Here is a 16,477-nt window from a genome sequence, read left to right as displayed (position 1 = left end):
TGTGTTTTCGCCAATGGCTCACTTTAAAACCTTAGTTCTAAAGTGAGTTGCCACTGACGCACAACTGCTTTTGGAGAAAGTGATAAGCTGGGTCGGTTGTACGCGTAGTTTTTCACAAATGAATATTCAAGCCCAACTGATTTGTGCTCATCAATCTCATACTGACTGTTAACCGTCATACTCACCCCATTTGAATGATTGTTATCTAGGGGCATATTGTCGTTTTCGAAGACATCAAATGTTTCAGCGCGAGCAGTCAGCTTGATACGGTTGGATATTTGAGTTTTGACTTGAATGTGAGCAGCACTAAAATCAGCGTAAACAACTCGGTAACCCATTAGGGTACTGCCGTCCATGAGCTGCATTTTCAGATTAGTAGACTCGGTAAGTTGATAGTTCAATGACAGGCTATGGAATATTGTATGCCATGCATAGTAGCGCTCTGGTGTGAGTTTATCTGGATCGGCTCTATTGTCATAAAAATAGTACCTTAGCTCGGCGCGTCTCAAGTAAGCTAGGTGGGCACCTATATAAACGCCCCAGCGACCATCAATTTCCCTGAAGGGTTGAACGTCGTTTGGGCTCCAAATTGTTTGTCTGTTTAACACTTCTGGATAGGGGGCAAAACGAACGGTTTCATTAAATAAGGTTTGCCTGTCATGCACTGCAAAGCCTCGCCACGTAAGATATGAACCAAAGGTATCATTCCCTTTAAAAAGTCCTCCACGAATATCCCAACTATATGGACTCCTGATGCTTCTACCATTTTGACTATAGCTCAGTTCTACGCCGTTAATGCGCATTTCTTCTGCGACCCAAGCGTTAATAGCAGAAAACTGATAAGTATCAGATGATAACCAAGCAGTATGGTTATTCTCAAAAGATAGTTCGGGATAAAAGCTACCTAGCCTTAGTTGCCACTTCTTTTTGGCGCGTTGGAGTGGTTTATACTTAATAAATACTTCACTTAAGCCTAAAGATAAATCCCCATCGTCATGAAAAAAAGTGGTTATCTCACTACTTATCCCATTGCCCCAATCAGACTCTATTGCTAATGCTGCTTGAGTTAATGAGAATCCGTTGCGATCATGTCGGACTATATCGGTTCCTTCATTTAAAAAGCTCTTGTCTGCATTCGTGTTGATCAGACTAAACCTAGAAATACCGGAAAATTCGTGGTTTTGAGCATCTAGTTGTGCTGTGAAAATTGATAGACTGCTCAGCACTAGGCACAAACGTAGATATCTAATAAACATCTATATTCAACCTTTCATAGTCAGATAAGCTTTTAATCATTGGTTTGCTTAACACAATTTTGTACGTATCCCCAACCTTACTTAATGCTGAAATGTTAGCACTGAGTCTTTTCGTTTCCTCTTGCATAAGTGGATGCCATACATGAATACGAGTTAGCTCACCATCGATATTGATATTAGCAACTCCGTCTTCATTTGTTATCGCGTATTGCCCTCCCTTAGCGACATAAATGAACCCTTGCATCCAGTCGTGTATATTACAGCCAAGTTCAACAATACCGGGTTGTTCAAACAAAATAGGATCTGCGCTTTTCCCCTTATACAACTGTTGTTCAAACGTTTTAGTAGGCGAAAAAGAATATACATGGTGTTTTATATCATCAGAATTTGGAAAGCTAACAGCTTGGCCTTTTTCCACCACCAAAATATGTGGAAAAAACTGTTGGTCTATTTGATCCATAACTGCAACAGACTTGCGCGCGGCGCTTTGTTTATTTGTTTGAGTGGTTTCTACTTCTACTATCATTGAAGCCAGCGGAAGATTCTCACTAGAAGTAACCAATACCTTTATTTGCATTTGCTCATTTGCTAGTGCGGATGACGAGAAGAAAGAAAGTACAAATAGATACAAACAAATTAGTACCGCACACAATAAAGAAATAAGCTCACTTACATCAACTCTTTTTGTCTTTGCAATATAAAGGTGTTTCTTGCCTTTTTGTAATGCCGCGGAATTAACTGAGGTAAGTGAAGAAGACATATTTGGCCTTAAAAAAACCGATATATATAAGGTGTATCTTTATTTACTGAGTATTCTTTAATTTATCGCTTCTTTAACTACCTCAATAATCACTTTTATCTTGATAGATATACATTGTTCTTAACTTAATGCCTGAAGACCGGAAAATAATTAAATTTATTTGTATTAGTTTTTGTGTCTCTTACCCCTTGTTTTTCAATGTGAAATTAACAGCCAATAACTAAAAGGCGGCAATTTTTTGCCGCCATGAATAAAAAAAAGCAAATTTTAGTTAAAGGGAATTTCCCCATCGTCGATAACCAAATACGAGAGAGCCAGTTCAATAACTTATCCGAAGCGATGGTTTTTGTACTACAAGTGTTTTTAATCCACCGGAGTCACGTCCGGCCGCCAGCAAGTGCTGGACTGAGAGTGTAGGAGAGACTTATGTCCTTGTTCGTAAATACCAATGTTTCGGCGCTAAACGCCCAACGCCAACTAACCAATACCGGTAACTCGTTGAGCACTTCATTCGAGCGCTTATCGTCTGGTTTCAGAATCAATCGTGCATCGGACGACGCTGCAGGTCTTCAAATTTCAGAGCGTATGACTACTGAAGTTAAGGGACTTGACCAAGCCGTTCGTAACGCAAATGACGCAATTTCGTTGACCCAAACTGCTGAAGGCGCACTTAACGAGACGACTGTTGCATTGCAACGTATCCGTCAGTTAGCTGTTCAATCACAAAACGGCATCAACTCAGAAGCTGACCGCAATGCACTTCAGAAAGAGGTTTCTGCACTAAAAACAGAAATCACAAGAATAGCAACTGATACTCAATTCAACAAAGTCGACTTATTACAAGATTTTTCTGCTTCGTTTTTGGTCGGTGCAAACAGTGGTCAAACCATTTCAGTTAACTTATCTGGCCCTAATTTGGCTGGCATCGATGGTTTCAGTTCGGCTGGCCTTAGAATAAACGATTTAACGGTAGCAACATTCGGTGATGCTTCAGCAGCGCTCGTTGCGTTAGATAACGCTATTTCTGCAGTCGGCGGTGTACGTGCAGACTTAGGTGCATTAACTAACCGATTCCAATCAACCATCAGGAATTTGAGTAACGTATCAGAAAATATTTCTGCGGCACGTTCACGTATCAGAGATACTGACTTTGCAACAGAAACAGCAAATCTGACGCGTAATCAGATAATACAGCAGGCAAGTACAACCATACTATCACAGGCTAATCAGCGTCCACAGTCGGCACTGCAGCTTCTTGGTTAAGCCCTACTGACCCTCGTGTTTGGGGAATGAAGCCAGGAGGTAGTAACTAGCGTCATGTACCATACACGGAGAGTCCGCTCACTCTCGACACACTGAGCGAATGGCCAGGCGTTGCCTGGCCGCTTATTCCATTCTTTTTTTCAAATAATTTAGAAATCTTTCTAAAGGTTTTTCTGCGTCTGTCCGATACAGTTTTCAAGCAGGGAAACAATAATAAAAACTCCCAGCAAACTAAAAGTATATTCGCCATTGGCACGTCCATTAAGAGACATCTAAATCGCAAAAAAGCGATACATAGCCAGCGAACAGTATTTTATCTGAAAAGTAGTCTTAAAAATTAGAGTGCAAATAAGCACCAAAGATGAAAGATAAAATGCAAAAAATCGTTAGGAGAAAAATCGTGAGTTTATTTGTTAATACAAATGTGTCTGCGTTAGAAGCGCAACGCCAGATCTACTCGGCTAACAGTCGATTGGATACAGCATTCGAACGATTATCTTCAGGTTTTAGAATAAACAGTGCAAAAGACGATGCGGCAGGTCAACAGATCTCTGACCGAATGACGGTTCAAGTAAATGGGCTGAATCAAGCAATCCGAAATGCAAACGATGGGATTTCTCTTGCTCAAACTGCAGAGGGATCTATGGAAGAAATAACCAATGCCTTGCAGCGTATTCGTGTCTTGGCAATCCAAGCACAAAACGGTATCAACAGTGATGACGATAGGTTAGCACTGGCAAAAGAAGTTTCGGCTTTAAAAGATGAAATTGATCGAATTGCAGAAACGACTCAATTTGCAGGTGTAGATATATTAAATGGCACTTTTTCTTCTACTTTTTTAGTCGGAGCCAATACCGGACAATACTTGCCAGTCAATTTATCTAGGGCAGGTGGATATGGCATAGCCGGATTATTTGGTGATGCTGAAGTCAGTATTCTGTCTCAGGCGCAAGCATCATCAACGATAGATTTAATAGACTTAGCAGTATCGATCGTCGATACCAAGCGAGCGGAACTAGGTGCATTACAAAGTCGATTTCAATCGACAATAAGAAATTTAAGTAATGTGGTGGAAAATGCTTCTGCGGCACGTTCACGAATAGTGGATACAGATTTTGCTGATGAAACAAGTGAATTGACCAGGTGGCAAATTACGCAGCAAGCGAGTATTACGGTACTAGGACAGGCAAATCAACGTCCACAACAGGCATTGCAGTTACTGCAATAAAAGGCTTAGTGTAAGCGCGTTTTCAGCAACGTAACTGAAACAAAGAATTAAAAAACGGGTTGGTATATGAGCATTAATAGTAATTAAGCTCAGGGGGAAGATCTGTCCAAAATATACTGAACTGCCGACTGACAGGAATGATGCCAGGAGGTAGTGAGAGGTATAGAGGTCTGGACCACCATACCTGCCTGTCAGCAAGAGCTCACGCTCTGTTACAGCATATGCTTCATCATCGTTATTGCGTTTGATGATGAACATGAGTCAGTCCATGACTCAAATAGGTAAAGCACAATGCGTGCCAATTAAATAACACAATGCGGCAAATATAATAAAAATAGCTGCTTTTTTAAATCGTTAGGAGAAAGACTATGTCTTTATTTGTAAATACTAATGTCTCGTCAATCAATGCGAGGCGACAACTTATCAATACAACCACAGACTTGGGAACCACTTTTGAGCGGCTTTCATCTGGGTTTAGAATTAACAGTGCTAAAGATGATGCAGCTGGTTTGCAGATTTCCAATCGAATGACGACGCAGGTAATGGGCTTGAATCAAGCTGTTAGAAACGCAAATGATGGAATTTCATTAGCGCAGACAGCTGAAGGCGCACTACAAGAAACGACTAATGCTTTACAACGAATTAGGGTATTGGCGATTCAATCTCAAAACGGTATTAACTCTGAAGCTGATCGGCTTGCACTTCAAAAAGAAGTGTCGGCGTTGAAGTTTGAAATCAGTCGAATAGCGCAGACCACTCAGTTTGCAGGTATCAATTTGCTGCAGGGTGACTATTCGACACAATTTTTGGTCGGTGCGAATTCAGGCCAAAAAATTGGCATTAGTCTCGCGAAGGATGGAGGCTTTGGTAATTCGGGGCTTTTCTCAGGGTTTGATATCGATATTAGAACAAATTCTGGGGCTTCAACGGCGCTTGATCGAATCGATGCGGCTATTGAAGCGGTTGATGGAACTCGTGCTGATCTGGGGGCTATTCAAAATAGGTTTCAGTCGACGATTCGAAACTTAAGTAATGTTGCTGAAAACGTATCATCGGCAAGGTCACGCATAAAAGATACAGATTTTGCCGCTGAAACGGCAGAACTGACCCGTTTGCAGATTATTCAGCAAGCAAGTACCACAATTTTATCTCAGGCTAATCAAAGACCTCAAGCAGCATTGAGTCTACTACAAGGTTAGTTAGGCAATAACAATGAAATTTAGAATTGGCACTGAGAGGCCCTCTCTTGCCAAGGATGGTGACCCTTTGGGGTGAGATACAGTTTTGCACGTTTGTGCTTAGGTATCAGGTTTATCGTGTTGATTTATATGGGAAATTCGAAGCTACAAGGATATCGTGCGTAGTAAAATGTCGACTAGCAGGACCAAGAGTATAGAAGATTGTTTTGGTTGAGAGGCCAGTAATCTAAAGTGTTCTTATATCCCGCCAGCCGACGAAAACCGTCTTTGCTCCACCTCCTAACGTGAGCAAGTTGCCGGACCGCCCTTTGGTCCGGCTTTTTTACGTCTGTTGAACGTAAAAAACGTATATCGCGTCTAACACTTTTCTCTTAGCATTCTGTATGCCAGTTTTTTATTTCTTTGTTTTTACATCGCAGTGTCGATTTAACATCGCATCAAAAGCTTTTGCCCCAGAACGGTGTCCCCTTCAGACAGGATCGCCTAAGCGCACATCCATGTGCAGGCTCGAAGCACTTCATCCATGAAGTACACGCCTGTCTGAAGGGGACACCGTTCTGGGGCAGCGCTTTTGAAGGTTTGACATTATTTCTTCGAAGTCGTGTTTTGATACGCAAGATCAAAATCCACAACCCAAAAATAGTGTTTTGAGCTTCAAATTTTTACACTAGAAACAAATTTTTTAACGTGTTATCGGTTCGTATTTCTCTTACCAAGTTATGCCTCTTCGCCAAAGAGTACAGGCTTTATGGAAGAGGCAATGCTGAACTCTCAAAAGCGTTGGCCTAAGCGGGGACTTGTTTTAACAGGCGTGTACTTCAAGGATGAAGTGCTTCGAGCCTGCACATGGATGTGCGCTTAGGCGATCCTGTTAAAACGAGTCCCCGCTTAGGCCAAAAGCTTTTGATGCGATGTACAATCAACACTGCGATGCAAAAACAACCAACCAAGGTAAATCACAAAAAAAAGCCTCAAAAAACAACATGTGTAAAGTATTTTGACGATTTATTGTCATTTAAAAACAGTAGGTTAAAAAGAAAATCAAAAAAATTTAAAAAAACGCTAAAGTTCCTCGCCTTAGCGTCGATAACCTTAGCTGAGAGGTAATGCGCCTGAATATATGCAGTGTCGAGCCTATATTCAACGTGACGGCGTAGCTCAAGAGGTTGTTTGTGCGGAGTAGTGACCAAACAAACATAAAACGAATCCAATGAACCCATGCTACCGGTTTATTGTTGGAGGTATATATGTCTATTTTTGTAAACACAAATGTTGCGGCTCTCAACGCACAACGCAATTTGTTCGAATCAAGTTCGTCTTTAAACAAGTCATACGAGCGTTTAGCTTCAGGTATTCGCATTAACAGTGCTGCTGATGATGCCGCAGGTCTTCAGATTTCTGAAAGAATTACCACACAGGTGCAAGGTCTAGAGCAAGCGACAAGAAATGCGAATGATGCGATTTCGTTAACTCAGGTTGCAGAAGGTGCATTGACTGAAACGACTGGTGCATTGCAACGTATTCGCCAGTTAGCTGTACAAGCTCAAAACGGTATTAATTCAGATTCTGATCGTGCGGCGCTTCAAAAAGAAGTGTCTGCCTTGAAACTTGAAATATCTAGAATTGCTACTGATACAACATTCAACGGTGTTGAAGTACTCAACGGTGCGTTTTCAGCCGCGTTTTTGGTAGGTTCAAACTCGGGTCAGACAGTTAGCGTGAATCTTTCTGCAGGAAATATTCCGGGTAATGATGGTTTTAGTGCGACAGGTTTAGGTATCAATGCATTAACGGTAAATACAGCCGCAGGCGCATCTGCTGCAATAGATACGATTGACGCTGCATTATCATCGGTGCTTGCTGTTCGAGGCGATCTAGGTGCACTTGAAAATCGCTTCCAGTCAACGATCAGAAACTTAGCTAACGTGGGTGAAAATCTTCAAGGAGCACGTTCTCGTGTTCAAGATACTGATTTTGCGACAGAGACCTCAAATTTGACGCGTAATCAGATAATCCAGCAAGCTAGCTTATCAATATTATCGCAAGCTAATTCGGCACCGCAGTCTGCGTTGGCATTACTTGGGTAATAGATAGACCACTCTTTATTGGTAGCAGCGCAGCCTAGTAATGTTACTTAGGCTGCTTTGTTCGTTTGTAGTAGGAGAACATTATGGACTCAATATCAAACAATGGCTCAGCATTTGCTAATGCAATAAAAGTAGACGGTTTGGTTGCTAATAATTCAACCGAAAAACCAAGTAAATTAGAGCAAGAACAAATAGCTAAACCAGATGAAACTTCTGAGGTTCGCGCAGGTGAAAATACACTTAAAGGTAATGCTTCGCAAGCCGATACAAATACGAGAGAGGTTTCACCAGAGCTTAACCAAGCAGTAGCCGAGCTCAGCGATTTTGCGAGGCAAACGAATCTAAAGTTAGCCTTTAGTATCGATGAGCAGACGGACAAATCTGTTGTAACGGTTAAAGATCAGGAATCTGGTGATGTTATACGGCAAATTCCGTCCCAAGAGCTGCTAGATATTGCCGCTCAAATGAAACAAATCACAAGCGAAAATGGTAATGCGGTTGGTTTGTTAGTGAACGGGAAATACTGATTATGAGGTAATACATGAGTATTCAATCGTTAGGTGTTGGTTCAGGAATCGACTTAGAGTCATTAGTGACTCAGTTGATAGAGGCTGAACGTGCTCCAAAAGCACGAACGTTGGATACTCGTGAAGAACTCATAAGCACTGAAATTTCTAGTATTGGCCAAGTAAAGTCAAAACTTAGCGAGTTTGAAGACGTTGTCGAAGAGCTCGGCCAAGATAGCTTCTTAAACGAACGTGAACCAACGGTTCGAAATCCTTCTGAAGATGTTTCGCCATTCACCGCTGAGGCAGCGACTAACGCACTTCAAGGCTCATACAAAATTTCTGTCACCCAGTTGGCTAGTGGAAGCCGTATAGAGACCGCTGATGCAGTTGATGGTGGGTTTGCTGCTCGTGATGAAGCGTTGCTTTCCAGTGGCACTGGCTCGCTTACGTTTAAAGCACCTGATCCTGAAAATGAAGGTGAATTTCAGTCGTTTACCGTTGACATTACTGATGGAATGACCCTCGCTGAGTTTCGTGAAGCAGTTAATGAAGCTGACGAAAACTTTGGCGTAACAGCTAACATCATTAACACAGGTAATACTGACGGCGGTTTTAAACTTGTCTTTAATTCTAGCGTGTCTGGTGATGGCAATGATTTAAGCATTATCAACGATACTGACAATGCTGAATTACAACGGATCTCAACGACTGATTCATCTGAAACAGCCACATACCTCATGCCAATAACATCAGCTCAAAACGCGAAAGCAGTCGTCGACGGGATTGCGGTTGAGAGCCAGTCAAATAATTTTGACAATACTATTCAAAATGTTGAATTTGACGTGTCAGAACTTTCAGAACTGGACTCAGACGGCAATCCAATTGCATCGACATTAGTCATCGGTTTTGACAAAGAAAGCCTAGAAGAAAAAATTAGAGAGTTTGTTGATAAGTACAATGATATGGTCGGCACATTGCAAAGCTTAACTCGTTTTGGTGCGACTGAACTTGAAGATGACGGCCCACTATCAGGTGATTCAACTATTCGTGGTTTAATGAATGGACTCAATAACATTGTTACAAGTGCTGTAGAGGGTTCTGAGTTGGGGAACTTGTTTCAACTCGGCATTGAACTCAACGATCAAGGTCAACTCGAAATTGGTGCGACAAATTTTGGTGTGGGTTCGGGAAGCACGCGCTTAAATGACGCGCTTGACGACAACTTTGATGACATTGAAAAGCTTTTCAATTCAGATGACGGCGTTGCAACCAAGCTGAGTACGTTCTTAGAAAGTTACACTGAACGAAGCGGTATCCTAGCGAACCGTGAAGACACAGCTCAAGACCAGCAAGATATTTTAAATACTGAGCGGCAGCAATTTGAACTTCGTATGATAAGTTTTGAAGATACGATAAGAGGCCGCTATATCAATCTTGATCAAACAGTCGCAAGGCTAAACCAAACGAGCTTAGCATTGTTATCTGCGCTTTAGTTTGTAAGCGAGATTTTTGGTTTTTTACGATACTAACGAAGTAAATTAACGATAAACTTTTAAAGAGTAATAACATGGCACTTAAAGGCATTAATGCATATAAAAAGGGCACCCTGAAGCAAGATATTGCCAATGCGGATCCGCATCGTTTAACGCTAATGCTGATGCAAGGCGCACTTGATAAGATGGCAACGGCGAAAGGCTGTATCGAAAGAAAAGACTACGAGCATAAAGCTGAGCATATTACCAAAGCGACGGCAATCATTGTCAATCTTAGAGACACGTTGGATATGGAAGCTGGCGGTGATTTTTCAGAAAAACTTTATGCACTTTATGACTATATGGTTGAACGCTTACTTGATGCAAATGTAAAAAACGATGCTAGTATTATTACTGAGGTGATGGAGTTGTTTTCACCGATTAAAGATGCTTGGTTGCAGATACCTGAATCAGCCAAACAAGAAGCATATGAAATAAAAAGAGCACAACAACAGGCCGTTTAATGAACGAAATTAAATGTCTAAATCATGCGCTTACACCGCAATGTTTATTGCAAATAAATGCGGAGATAAAAGCAATCTTAGGCAGCAACGAAACGGATACTGCACGCTTAGCTGATCTTATTGATCAAAGGCACATACAGATCACTGAGCAATTATCAATGATGCCAGCGTCAAAAAAACGCGCATTTGCTCAGTTAGAAAACCCAATCAACGAATATCTTAATACTTTTATTAGCGCAATGTTGAAGGAATCAAGCGATGTTTTACACAATATTCGCGTAGGTCGCAACGCCGTAAAAAAATATAATCAAGCTTATTAAATGATAAATGACATCCGTATGCATGTTGCTGCTAGTGAAGATGAGCAACAAGCCCTAGAAGCAAAGTGCTCTAAGCTAATTGATCAACACTACCAAAGAAACATAGCGGCTTTTAAGCAATATGTGCCAAACATGGTGCAACAACTGAGTGAGGTCGTTCCCTCTTCATATGCACTGTTTGTGAACAAGTATGCTCACCTAAACATTGTCAATTATGCGACAGGCGACACTTTTTATGGTCTTCAACCAGACATCGAAATAGCTGAACAAGTTCGGAACAAGTGGCAGTACCTCAGGCATTTTGATTGTGAAAGTAGCCACACTAATCAGCTAAACAGCGATAATCATTCAGCTATAGAGGCGCTAAACCATTGCGCGAGCAACGCAAAGCGAGCCCTATCGCAACATAGCGCAGATGTTTTAGTTGTTTTGGGAATTGGATTGGGAAAGCATATTTTACCGTTAATTCAAGAAACCAAAGCGAAACACGTTATTTTATATGAGGCCGACACTGCTGTATTGCGTGCTTCGATTTTGTCAGAAGATTGGGACGTAATTTTAACTTATGCTGCAGATAATAATGTTTCGATCTATTTTCAACTTGGGGATAAAGCAAAAGATATTTTTAGTGATTTAGCAGAGTTAAAACAACATGTTGAGTGTCGTCATGTTTTTGTGTTCAAACATCTTCATACTTATCTGCACAATCAAATTTTCACACTGATTCAAGAGAATACTTGGGAGCAGCTGAAAAACAACGTGTCTCTCAATCCATCAGCTCCTAGCATATTAGCGTCTGTGCCTGCTTGGCATTCCCGTTTTTCTTCGACAAAATGGAAGGGGATAACAAAACAACATTCTCTTTTTCAAAAGAACCTTGCAGCATTAGAAAAAACCTACCCGGAATTACATCTGCGATTTAAAAACTATCATCCGACTCATTGGCAGATTATCAGCACTGAAAATAGCATCAATGCGATTAATAATCATAGCCTCGTGCCATTTTATGGAGACGAAAGCCGGCAGCATAGTCAAGGGATGTATCAACGTTTTAACAAAAAACCTAATTGTGATGGACTCATCATTGGTTATCGAGGAAACAAAGCGCGGCATTTTTTACACAATCGATTTTTAATCAAAACTGAATCTGTAATGAATCAGCTAGAGAAACGCCAGAGTGAGCATCCGCAAAAAAGCAAAGCGCTGATTATGTTCGGATTAGCGATGGGGTATGGTTTTGAAAATTTAGTTGAAGAAAAAAGTATCGAACAGTTATTTGTATTCGAACCTAACCCTGACTTTTTTTATGCGAGTTTATACGCGATTGATTGGCAAAAAATATTCGATAAAGTCCAAGCTGATGAGAGCTATCTGTATTTGAATATTGGTGATGACGGCAGTCATTTTTCGAGCGATTTGATGTCACATTTTTATCGAATCGGCCCCTACGTATTGAACGAAACCTATCTATATAAAGCCTATGAAAACCCAGCTTTAAATGCTGCTGTTGAAAAACTAAGAGAGCAATTAAAGTTGATGATGTCAATGAGTGAAAACTTTGATCATTCAGTTGCTGGCATAAATCATTCTGTTGAATCTATCAAACGAAACACTCCCTTTCTTGCTAGCCACTCACCTGCTATTTTAAAGAAAAAGAGAAGCCAGGAATTGCCCATATTTATTGTCGGTAACGGCCCCTCGCTTGACTACAGTATTGATGTTATCAAAGAACATGCAGAGCAAGTGATTATCGTGAGTTGTGGTACTGCTTTACAAGCATTATACAAGCACAATATCAGACCTGATTTTCATGCTGAAATTGAACAGTATCGCTCCACTCACGACTGGGCAAATTTATTAGGTGATAGAGCCTTTTTAAAGGAAATAACCCTTATCAGTTGTAACGGCATTCACCCTGATACTTGCGAGTTGTACAAAGACGTTAAGCTGGCTTTTAAACAAGGTGAAGCTTCATCTAGGGCTATTCATGACCTTATCGGTAATGTTGCTTTTGGCATGTTGGATACGGCATATCCAACTGTTTCAAATTTTGCTTTGACTTTCTTTTTACGTGCAGGTTTTGAGAATATTTACTTGTTTGGTACAGACTTGGGATTTGTTGATCCCAATCATCACCACTCTAAAACATCTGCATATTATGATGCACAGGGCAAACCAACTTACGATTATGCTGAAAGTCTCAATATTGGTATCCCTGTAGCAGGGAATTTTCGCCATGCAGTTAGCACAAAAACTGAGTTTGATATTGCACGAATGTCGATGGAGCAGGCGTTTGAGTCCTTCCCAAATTGCAATGCCTATAATACAAGCGATGGTGCTTTGATAAGAGGAGCAAATCCTCTTGATATAGATGCTGTTTTGGTCTTGAGTACTGAGGAAAATAAAAAGGCGGTACTGAGTCACTTTGATGAGTGCTTTGTAACGATCGATACCGAAAAATTCTTACCTCTTTTCAGCAAAAAATATGATAATTCAAAACTATTGAGCACAATTAAAGACTTTAAAAGGCTCTTTAATACCCGACTGAGCTCAAAAGAAGATATTCGGCAGTTGGTTGATGACGTCAGGCAATTTTTAATTGAGCAGTATCAGTCAGGAAACGAGGCTAAAAGTTCGCTTTTTTTCTTTTATTTTCATTCAATGACCAATGGATTAAATGCATTATTTACCAAAACCCTCTTGCAAGAAAACCAAAAAGTAGCGATTGATACTGCAAATAGTGTGTTGCTTAGCTACACCGAAATTCTTGAGGACTGCTTTCAACTTTGTGCTAGAGAGGAGCAAGTATTCGATACCTCGTGTTCTTTTATCTGGCGCCGCGAGGAAATATTTTTGTCTCAGTTACTTCAAGATAAAAAGTATCTCAAGTTCAACATTGTCACTAACAACAAACATATCATTGCTGAACTAGCAGCATTTTTATCTGAACACGCGACTTATTCAATCAGTCGAACTGAAAATTTAGATAAGCAAAAAATCAATATTGTGTTTGCTGAAACATCATTATGCGCTAGTCAAGCAATAACAGAACATAAAGCGCTGCACTCTTCTGAAATTCAAACGCTGATAGTGCTTATAGGTCAATATGACAAATGGCAGAAGGAAATCTACAACACGCAAAGTGTGGCTAACTTGAGTATCATGTGGACACCGCCTGAACACGGAATGTTTACCTCTGAACAAATATACAAAGGCGAAGTGCCATTTTTTACGTTTAAATGGTTGTTAAAAGAGTCTTTGAAGCGCAGTTTTGATATAAGAACCTTTAATCGCTTTGTTTATAAACCAGTTTTTTGTAAATCTGGCTTGAAATCTGCTTACTTGGAGAAGCGAGACGAATTTAGTACAGACGCTTGTGGTTTTATTGACACAAATCTGCTGCCATTATTGGCAACAGACCACTTTATTAATTTTAATACCTACACAGCTCAACTAGCCAACAAGTATGAAAATTCGCTCAACGTCGCGACTTTCAAAGATAATTTGGGATCGCGAGGGCAGTATTTTGAACGTCAGTATCGCGCATATGATTTGTTAGGTCCTTGGTTCTTGCAAAGCACTATCGAGGCAAATCTCTCTTAGAGCGAATAGTTTGAACGTGTGAAGTACTGACCCTATAAACTCAAAATAGGAAAATACATGTTCGACAACAAGAGTATTCTTATCACCGGTGGCACTGGGTCATTTGGTAAGCGTTTTATTACTTATCTATTAGCTAACTTTAAGCCAACCCGAGTCGTTGTTTTTTCGAGAGACGAATTAAAACAGTTCGAAATGCAACAGAGCTTCAAACATCCATCATTGCGTTTTTTTATTGGTGACGTCCGCGACGCTCCACGCTTAAAAACCGCCCTTAGAGATATTGATTTTGTCATCCATGCCGCGGCGCTTAAGCAAGTGCCAGCTGCAGAATACAATCCAAATGAGTGTATTAAAACCAATATCAATGGCGCTCAAAATGTTATTGATGCATGCATTGAAGAAGGGGTACATCGCGTTATTGCCCTATCAACTGATAAGGCAGCGAACCCAGTCAATCTATACGGGGCAACAAAATTAGCATCAGATAAACTGTTCATCGCAGCAAATAATATTGCTGGCGCTAGTGGGCCTCGTTTTGCGGTAGTTAGGTATGGTAATGTAGTGGGCAGTCGAGGCTCTGTCGTGCCGTTTTATCATCAGTTGCTTGAGCAAGGCGTTGAAAAGTTGCCAGTAACACATGAGGGTATGACTCGCTTTTGGATTACACTCGATGAGGGTGTTCAATTTGTGCTGAATAGTTTTAAACGTATGCAGGGTGGAGAGATATTTGTTCCTAAAATACCCTCTATTCGGATTCTCGATTTAGTTGAAAGTATTAGCGGTAAACGAGAATATGAATTGGTTGGCATAAGGCCGGGTGAAAAACTTCACGAAGTAATGGTGCCTCAAGAAATGTCTCATCATTCTTTTGAATTTGACGACCACTTTGTCATTACGCCGGCAATCAAGTTCTTTGATAAAAATGTTGAATACGACAAGAATAAATTGGGAGAAGTGGGCAAAAAAGTGGAAGAAAACTTTGAATATCATTCAGGCACCAATCATCACTTCTTAACAGTAGATGAATTAAAAGAGCTAGATAAAAGTTCATTATGATCCCATATGGCAAGCATTTTATTGACCAAGATGATATTGATGCTGTGGTTGATGTTTTACAGAATCACAATTTGACGCAAGGTCCAAAAGTACCTGAGTTTGAAACTGCACTTTGCCACTATACGGGGGCTCAATTTTGCACTACTGTCAATAGTGCCACCTCTGGCTTACACATCGCGTGTTTGTCACTAGGGATAGGAACGGGTGATATTGTATGGACTGTTCCAAACTCTTTTGCAGCGTCTGCAAATTGTGCTTTGTACTGCGGTGCATCAGTGGACTTCGTGGATATTTCACCGGTTACTTTTAATATCTGCGTTGACTCTCTGAAAGCTAAAGTCGAGCAGGCTAAGGAACTGAACTGCTTGCCTCATACACTTATTGTTGTGCATTTTGCGGGTACAACATGTGATATGCAAAGTATCCATGACATTTGCAGAAAATATGGCATCAACATCGTAGAAGATGCAGCTCACAGTATCGGAGCATCCTATCGAGAGAAAAAAGTAGGATGCTGCGAATTTTCAGATATGACAGTACTGAGCTTTCACCCGGTTAAGTCAATGACTACTGCGGAAGGTGGTGCAGTGCTTACAAACTCCGCTGAACTTAATCAAAAGCTAATTTTATTTAGCAAGCACGGTATCACTCGCGACCCAGCTTTAATGACAAGCCCGCAAGACGGCCCATGGCACTATCAACAGATAGCCTTAGGCTTCAATTATCGATTGAACGATATACAAGCAGCATTGGGAATTAGCCAATTAAAGAAACTTGACGGTTTTATGGAAAAACGCCGTAAAATCGCACAGCGATATTTTGATGAATTAGCACATTTACCATTAACCTTACCGAGTGCAGAAAAGCTACTAGAGCATTCGTGGCATCTGTTTATGGTTGTTTTGAATATTCATGACCGAAGTGACGTATATCGACAATTACACAACAGAGGCATTGGCGTAAACGTTCACTATATACCTATTCATACTCATCCATTTTATCAACAATTAGGATTCAAAACGGGCGATTTCCCGCATTCTGAACATTTCTACAATAATGCATTAACACTTCCAATTTACCCTTCTTTGACAGCGTCGGAACAAGGCAAGGTAATAGAGTCTTTAAATTCTATATTGTCTTAACTTCGCGACTTAATGGCCTGCAAACTTGCATTTGGCCTAACCATATGCTTTAAATTCA

General features: G+C 40.6%; 13 protein-coding genes. 11 read left to right on the top strand and 2 right to left on the bottom strand.

Going from position 1 to position 16,477, the window contains the following annotated elements; all coding sequences use genetic code 11:
* Positions 1 to 23: 23 nt before the first annotated feature.
* Both KUL10_RS06785 and KUL10_RS06780 read right to left on the bottom strand, forming a co-directional pair.
* Complete coding sequence (locus tag KUL10_RS06785; RefSeq protein WP_110428163.1) at positions 24 to 1,256, bottom strand: hypothetical protein; 1,233 nt, start codon at positions 1,254 to 1,256, stop codon at positions 24 to 26.
* Entirely contained in the window at positions 1,246 to 2,016 is a 771-nt protein-coding gene (locus KUL10_RS06780) for a methylamine utilization protein (RefSeq protein ID WP_110428162.1), read from the bottom strand. The genes KUL10_RS06785 and KUL10_RS06780 overlap by 11 nt, the downstream gene beginning before the upstream one ends.
* A 426-nt stretch (positions 2,017 to 2,442) precedes the next feature.
* Here KUL10_RS06780 and KUL10_RS06775 point away from each other — a divergent pair, with 426 nt between their 5' ends.
* The 11 genes from KUL10_RS06775 to pseC all read left to right on the top strand — a co-directional run bounded on the left by KUL10_RS06775 (position 2,443) and on the right by pseC (position 16,419).
* The gene (locus KUL10_RS06775) at positions 2,443 to 3,279 is read left to right on the top strand and encodes a flagellin (protein ID WP_110428161.1); all 837 of its coding nucleotides are present in this window, start codon (positions 2,443 to 2,445) and stop codon (positions 3,277 to 3,279) included.
* 400 nt (positions 3,280 to 3,679) lie between these two features.
* Positions 3,680 to 4,507, top strand: a complete 828-nt coding sequence (locus KUL10_RS06770; protein ID WP_110428407.1) for a flagellin — start codon at positions 3,680 to 3,682, stop codon at positions 4,505 to 4,507.
* Positions 4,508 to 4,875: 368 nt separating this feature from the next.
* Positions 4,876 to 5,706, top strand: coding sequence for a flagellin (locus tag KUL10_RS06760; RefSeq protein WP_110428159.1), 831 nt, complete (start codon positions 4,876 to 4,878; stop codon positions 5,704 to 5,706).
* A gap of 1,247 nt (positions 5,707 to 6,953) precedes the next feature.
* Entirely contained in the window at positions 6,954 to 7,793 is an 840-nt protein-coding gene (locus KUL10_RS06750; protein ID WP_110428157.1) for a flagellin, read from the top strand.
* An 83-nt stretch (positions 7,794 to 7,876) separates the two neighbouring features.
* Positions 7,877 to 8,320, top strand: coding sequence for a flagellar protein FlaG (locus KUL10_RS06745; protein WP_110428156.1), 444 nt, complete (start codon positions 7,877 to 7,879; stop codon positions 8,318 to 8,320).
* Between the two features lie 14 nt (positions 8,321 to 8,334).
* Positions 8,335 to 9,795, top strand: a complete 1,461-nt coding sequence (fliD, locus tag KUL10_RS06740) for a flagellar filament capping protein FliD (RefSeq protein WP_110428155.1) — start codon at positions 8,335 to 8,337, stop codon at positions 9,793 to 9,795.
* 74 nt (positions 9,796 to 9,869) lie between these two features.
* Positions 9,870 to 10,298 (top strand): flagellar export chaperone FliS, encoded by a 429-nt coding sequence (fliS, locus tag KUL10_RS06735; protein ID WP_110428154.1) that lies wholly within the window; start codon positions 9,870 to 9,872, stop codon positions 10,296 to 10,298.
* Positions 10,298 to 10,618, top strand: a complete 321-nt coding sequence (locus KUL10_RS06730) for a hypothetical protein (protein ID WP_110428153.1) — start codon at positions 10,298 to 10,300, stop codon at positions 10,616 to 10,618. The genes fliS and KUL10_RS06730 overlap by 1 nt, the downstream gene beginning before the upstream one ends.
* Entirely contained in the window at positions 10,619 to 14,221 is a 3,603-nt protein-coding gene (locus KUL10_RS06725; RefSeq protein ID WP_110428152.1) for a 6-hydroxymethylpterin diphosphokinase MptE-like protein, read from the top strand. It abuts the gene before it with no gap.
* A 57-nt stretch (positions 14,222 to 14,278) separates the two neighbouring features.
* On the top strand, positions 14,279 to 15,277 hold the full coding sequence (gene pseB, locus KUL10_RS06720) for a UDP-N-acetylglucosamine 4,6-dehydratase (inverting) (protein WP_110428151.1): 999 nt from the start codon (positions 14,279 to 14,281) through the stop codon (positions 15,275 to 15,277).
* The gene (pseC, locus tag KUL10_RS06715; protein ID WP_110428150.1) at positions 15,274 to 16,419 is read left to right on the top strand and encodes a UDP-4-amino-4,6-dideoxy-N-acetyl-beta-L-altrosamine transaminase; all 1,146 of its coding nucleotides are present in this window, start codon (positions 15,274 to 15,276) and stop codon (positions 16,417 to 16,419) included. Before pseB ends, pseC begins: the two co-directional genes overlap by 4 nt.
* The last annotated feature ends 58 nt before the right edge of the window (positions 16,420 to 16,477 follow it).

It is taken from the genome of Glaciecola sp. KUL10 (assembly GCF_003203515.1).
Classification (GTDB): Bacteria; Pseudomonadota; Gammaproteobacteria; order Enterobacterales; family Alteromonadaceae; genus Glaciecola.
Note: the sequence above shows the minus strand (reverse complement) of the source record. Positions and strands in the feature narration are given on the sequence as shown.

Excerpts from the sequence above, each read along its gene's own strand:
- KUL10_RS06785 (WP_110428163.1), bottom strand. The coding sequence starts at position 1,256 with ATGTTTATTAGATATCTACGTTTGTGCCTAGTGCTGAGCAGTCTATCA.
- KUL10_RS06780 (WP_110428162.1), bottom strand. The coding sequence starts at position 2,016 with ATGTCTTCTTCACTTACCTCAGTTAATTCCGCGGCATTACAAAAAGGC.
- KUL10_RS06775 (WP_110428161.1), top strand. The coding sequence starts at position 2,443 with ATGTCCTTGTTCGTAAATACCAATGTTTCGGCGCTAAACGCCCAACGC.
- KUL10_RS06760 (WP_110428159.1), top strand. The coding sequence starts at position 4,876 with ATGTCTTTATTTGTAAATACTAATGTCTCGTCAATCAATGCGAGGCGA.
- KUL10_RS06750 (WP_110428157.1), top strand. The coding sequence starts at position 6,954 with ATGTCTATTTTTGTAAACACAAATGTTGCGGCTCTCAACGCACAACGC.
- KUL10_RS06745 (WP_110428156.1), top strand. The coding sequence starts at position 7,877 with ATGGACTCAATATCAAACAATGGCTCAGCATTTGCTAATGCAATAAAA.
- fliD (WP_110428155.1), top strand. The coding sequence starts at position 8,335 with ATGAGTATTCAATCGTTAGGTGTTGGTTCAGGAATCGACTTAGAGTCA.
- fliS (WP_110428154.1), top strand. The coding sequence starts at position 9,870 with ATGGCACTTAAAGGCATTAATGCATATAAAAAGGGCACCCTGAAGCAA.
- KUL10_RS06730 (WP_110428153.1), top strand. The coding sequence starts at position 10,298 with ATGAACGAAATTAAATGTCTAAATCATGCGCTTACACCGCAATGTTTA.
- KUL10_RS06725 (WP_110428152.1), top strand. The coding sequence starts at position 10,619 with ATGATAAATGACATCCGTATGCATGTTGCTGCTAGTGAAGATGAGCAA.
- pseB (WP_110428151.1), top strand. The coding sequence starts at position 14,279 with ATGTTCGACAACAAGAGTATTCTTATCACCGGTGGCACTGGGTCATTT.
- pseC (WP_110428150.1), top strand. The coding sequence starts at position 15,274 with ATGATCCCATATGGCAAGCATTTTATTGACCAAGATGATATTGATGCT.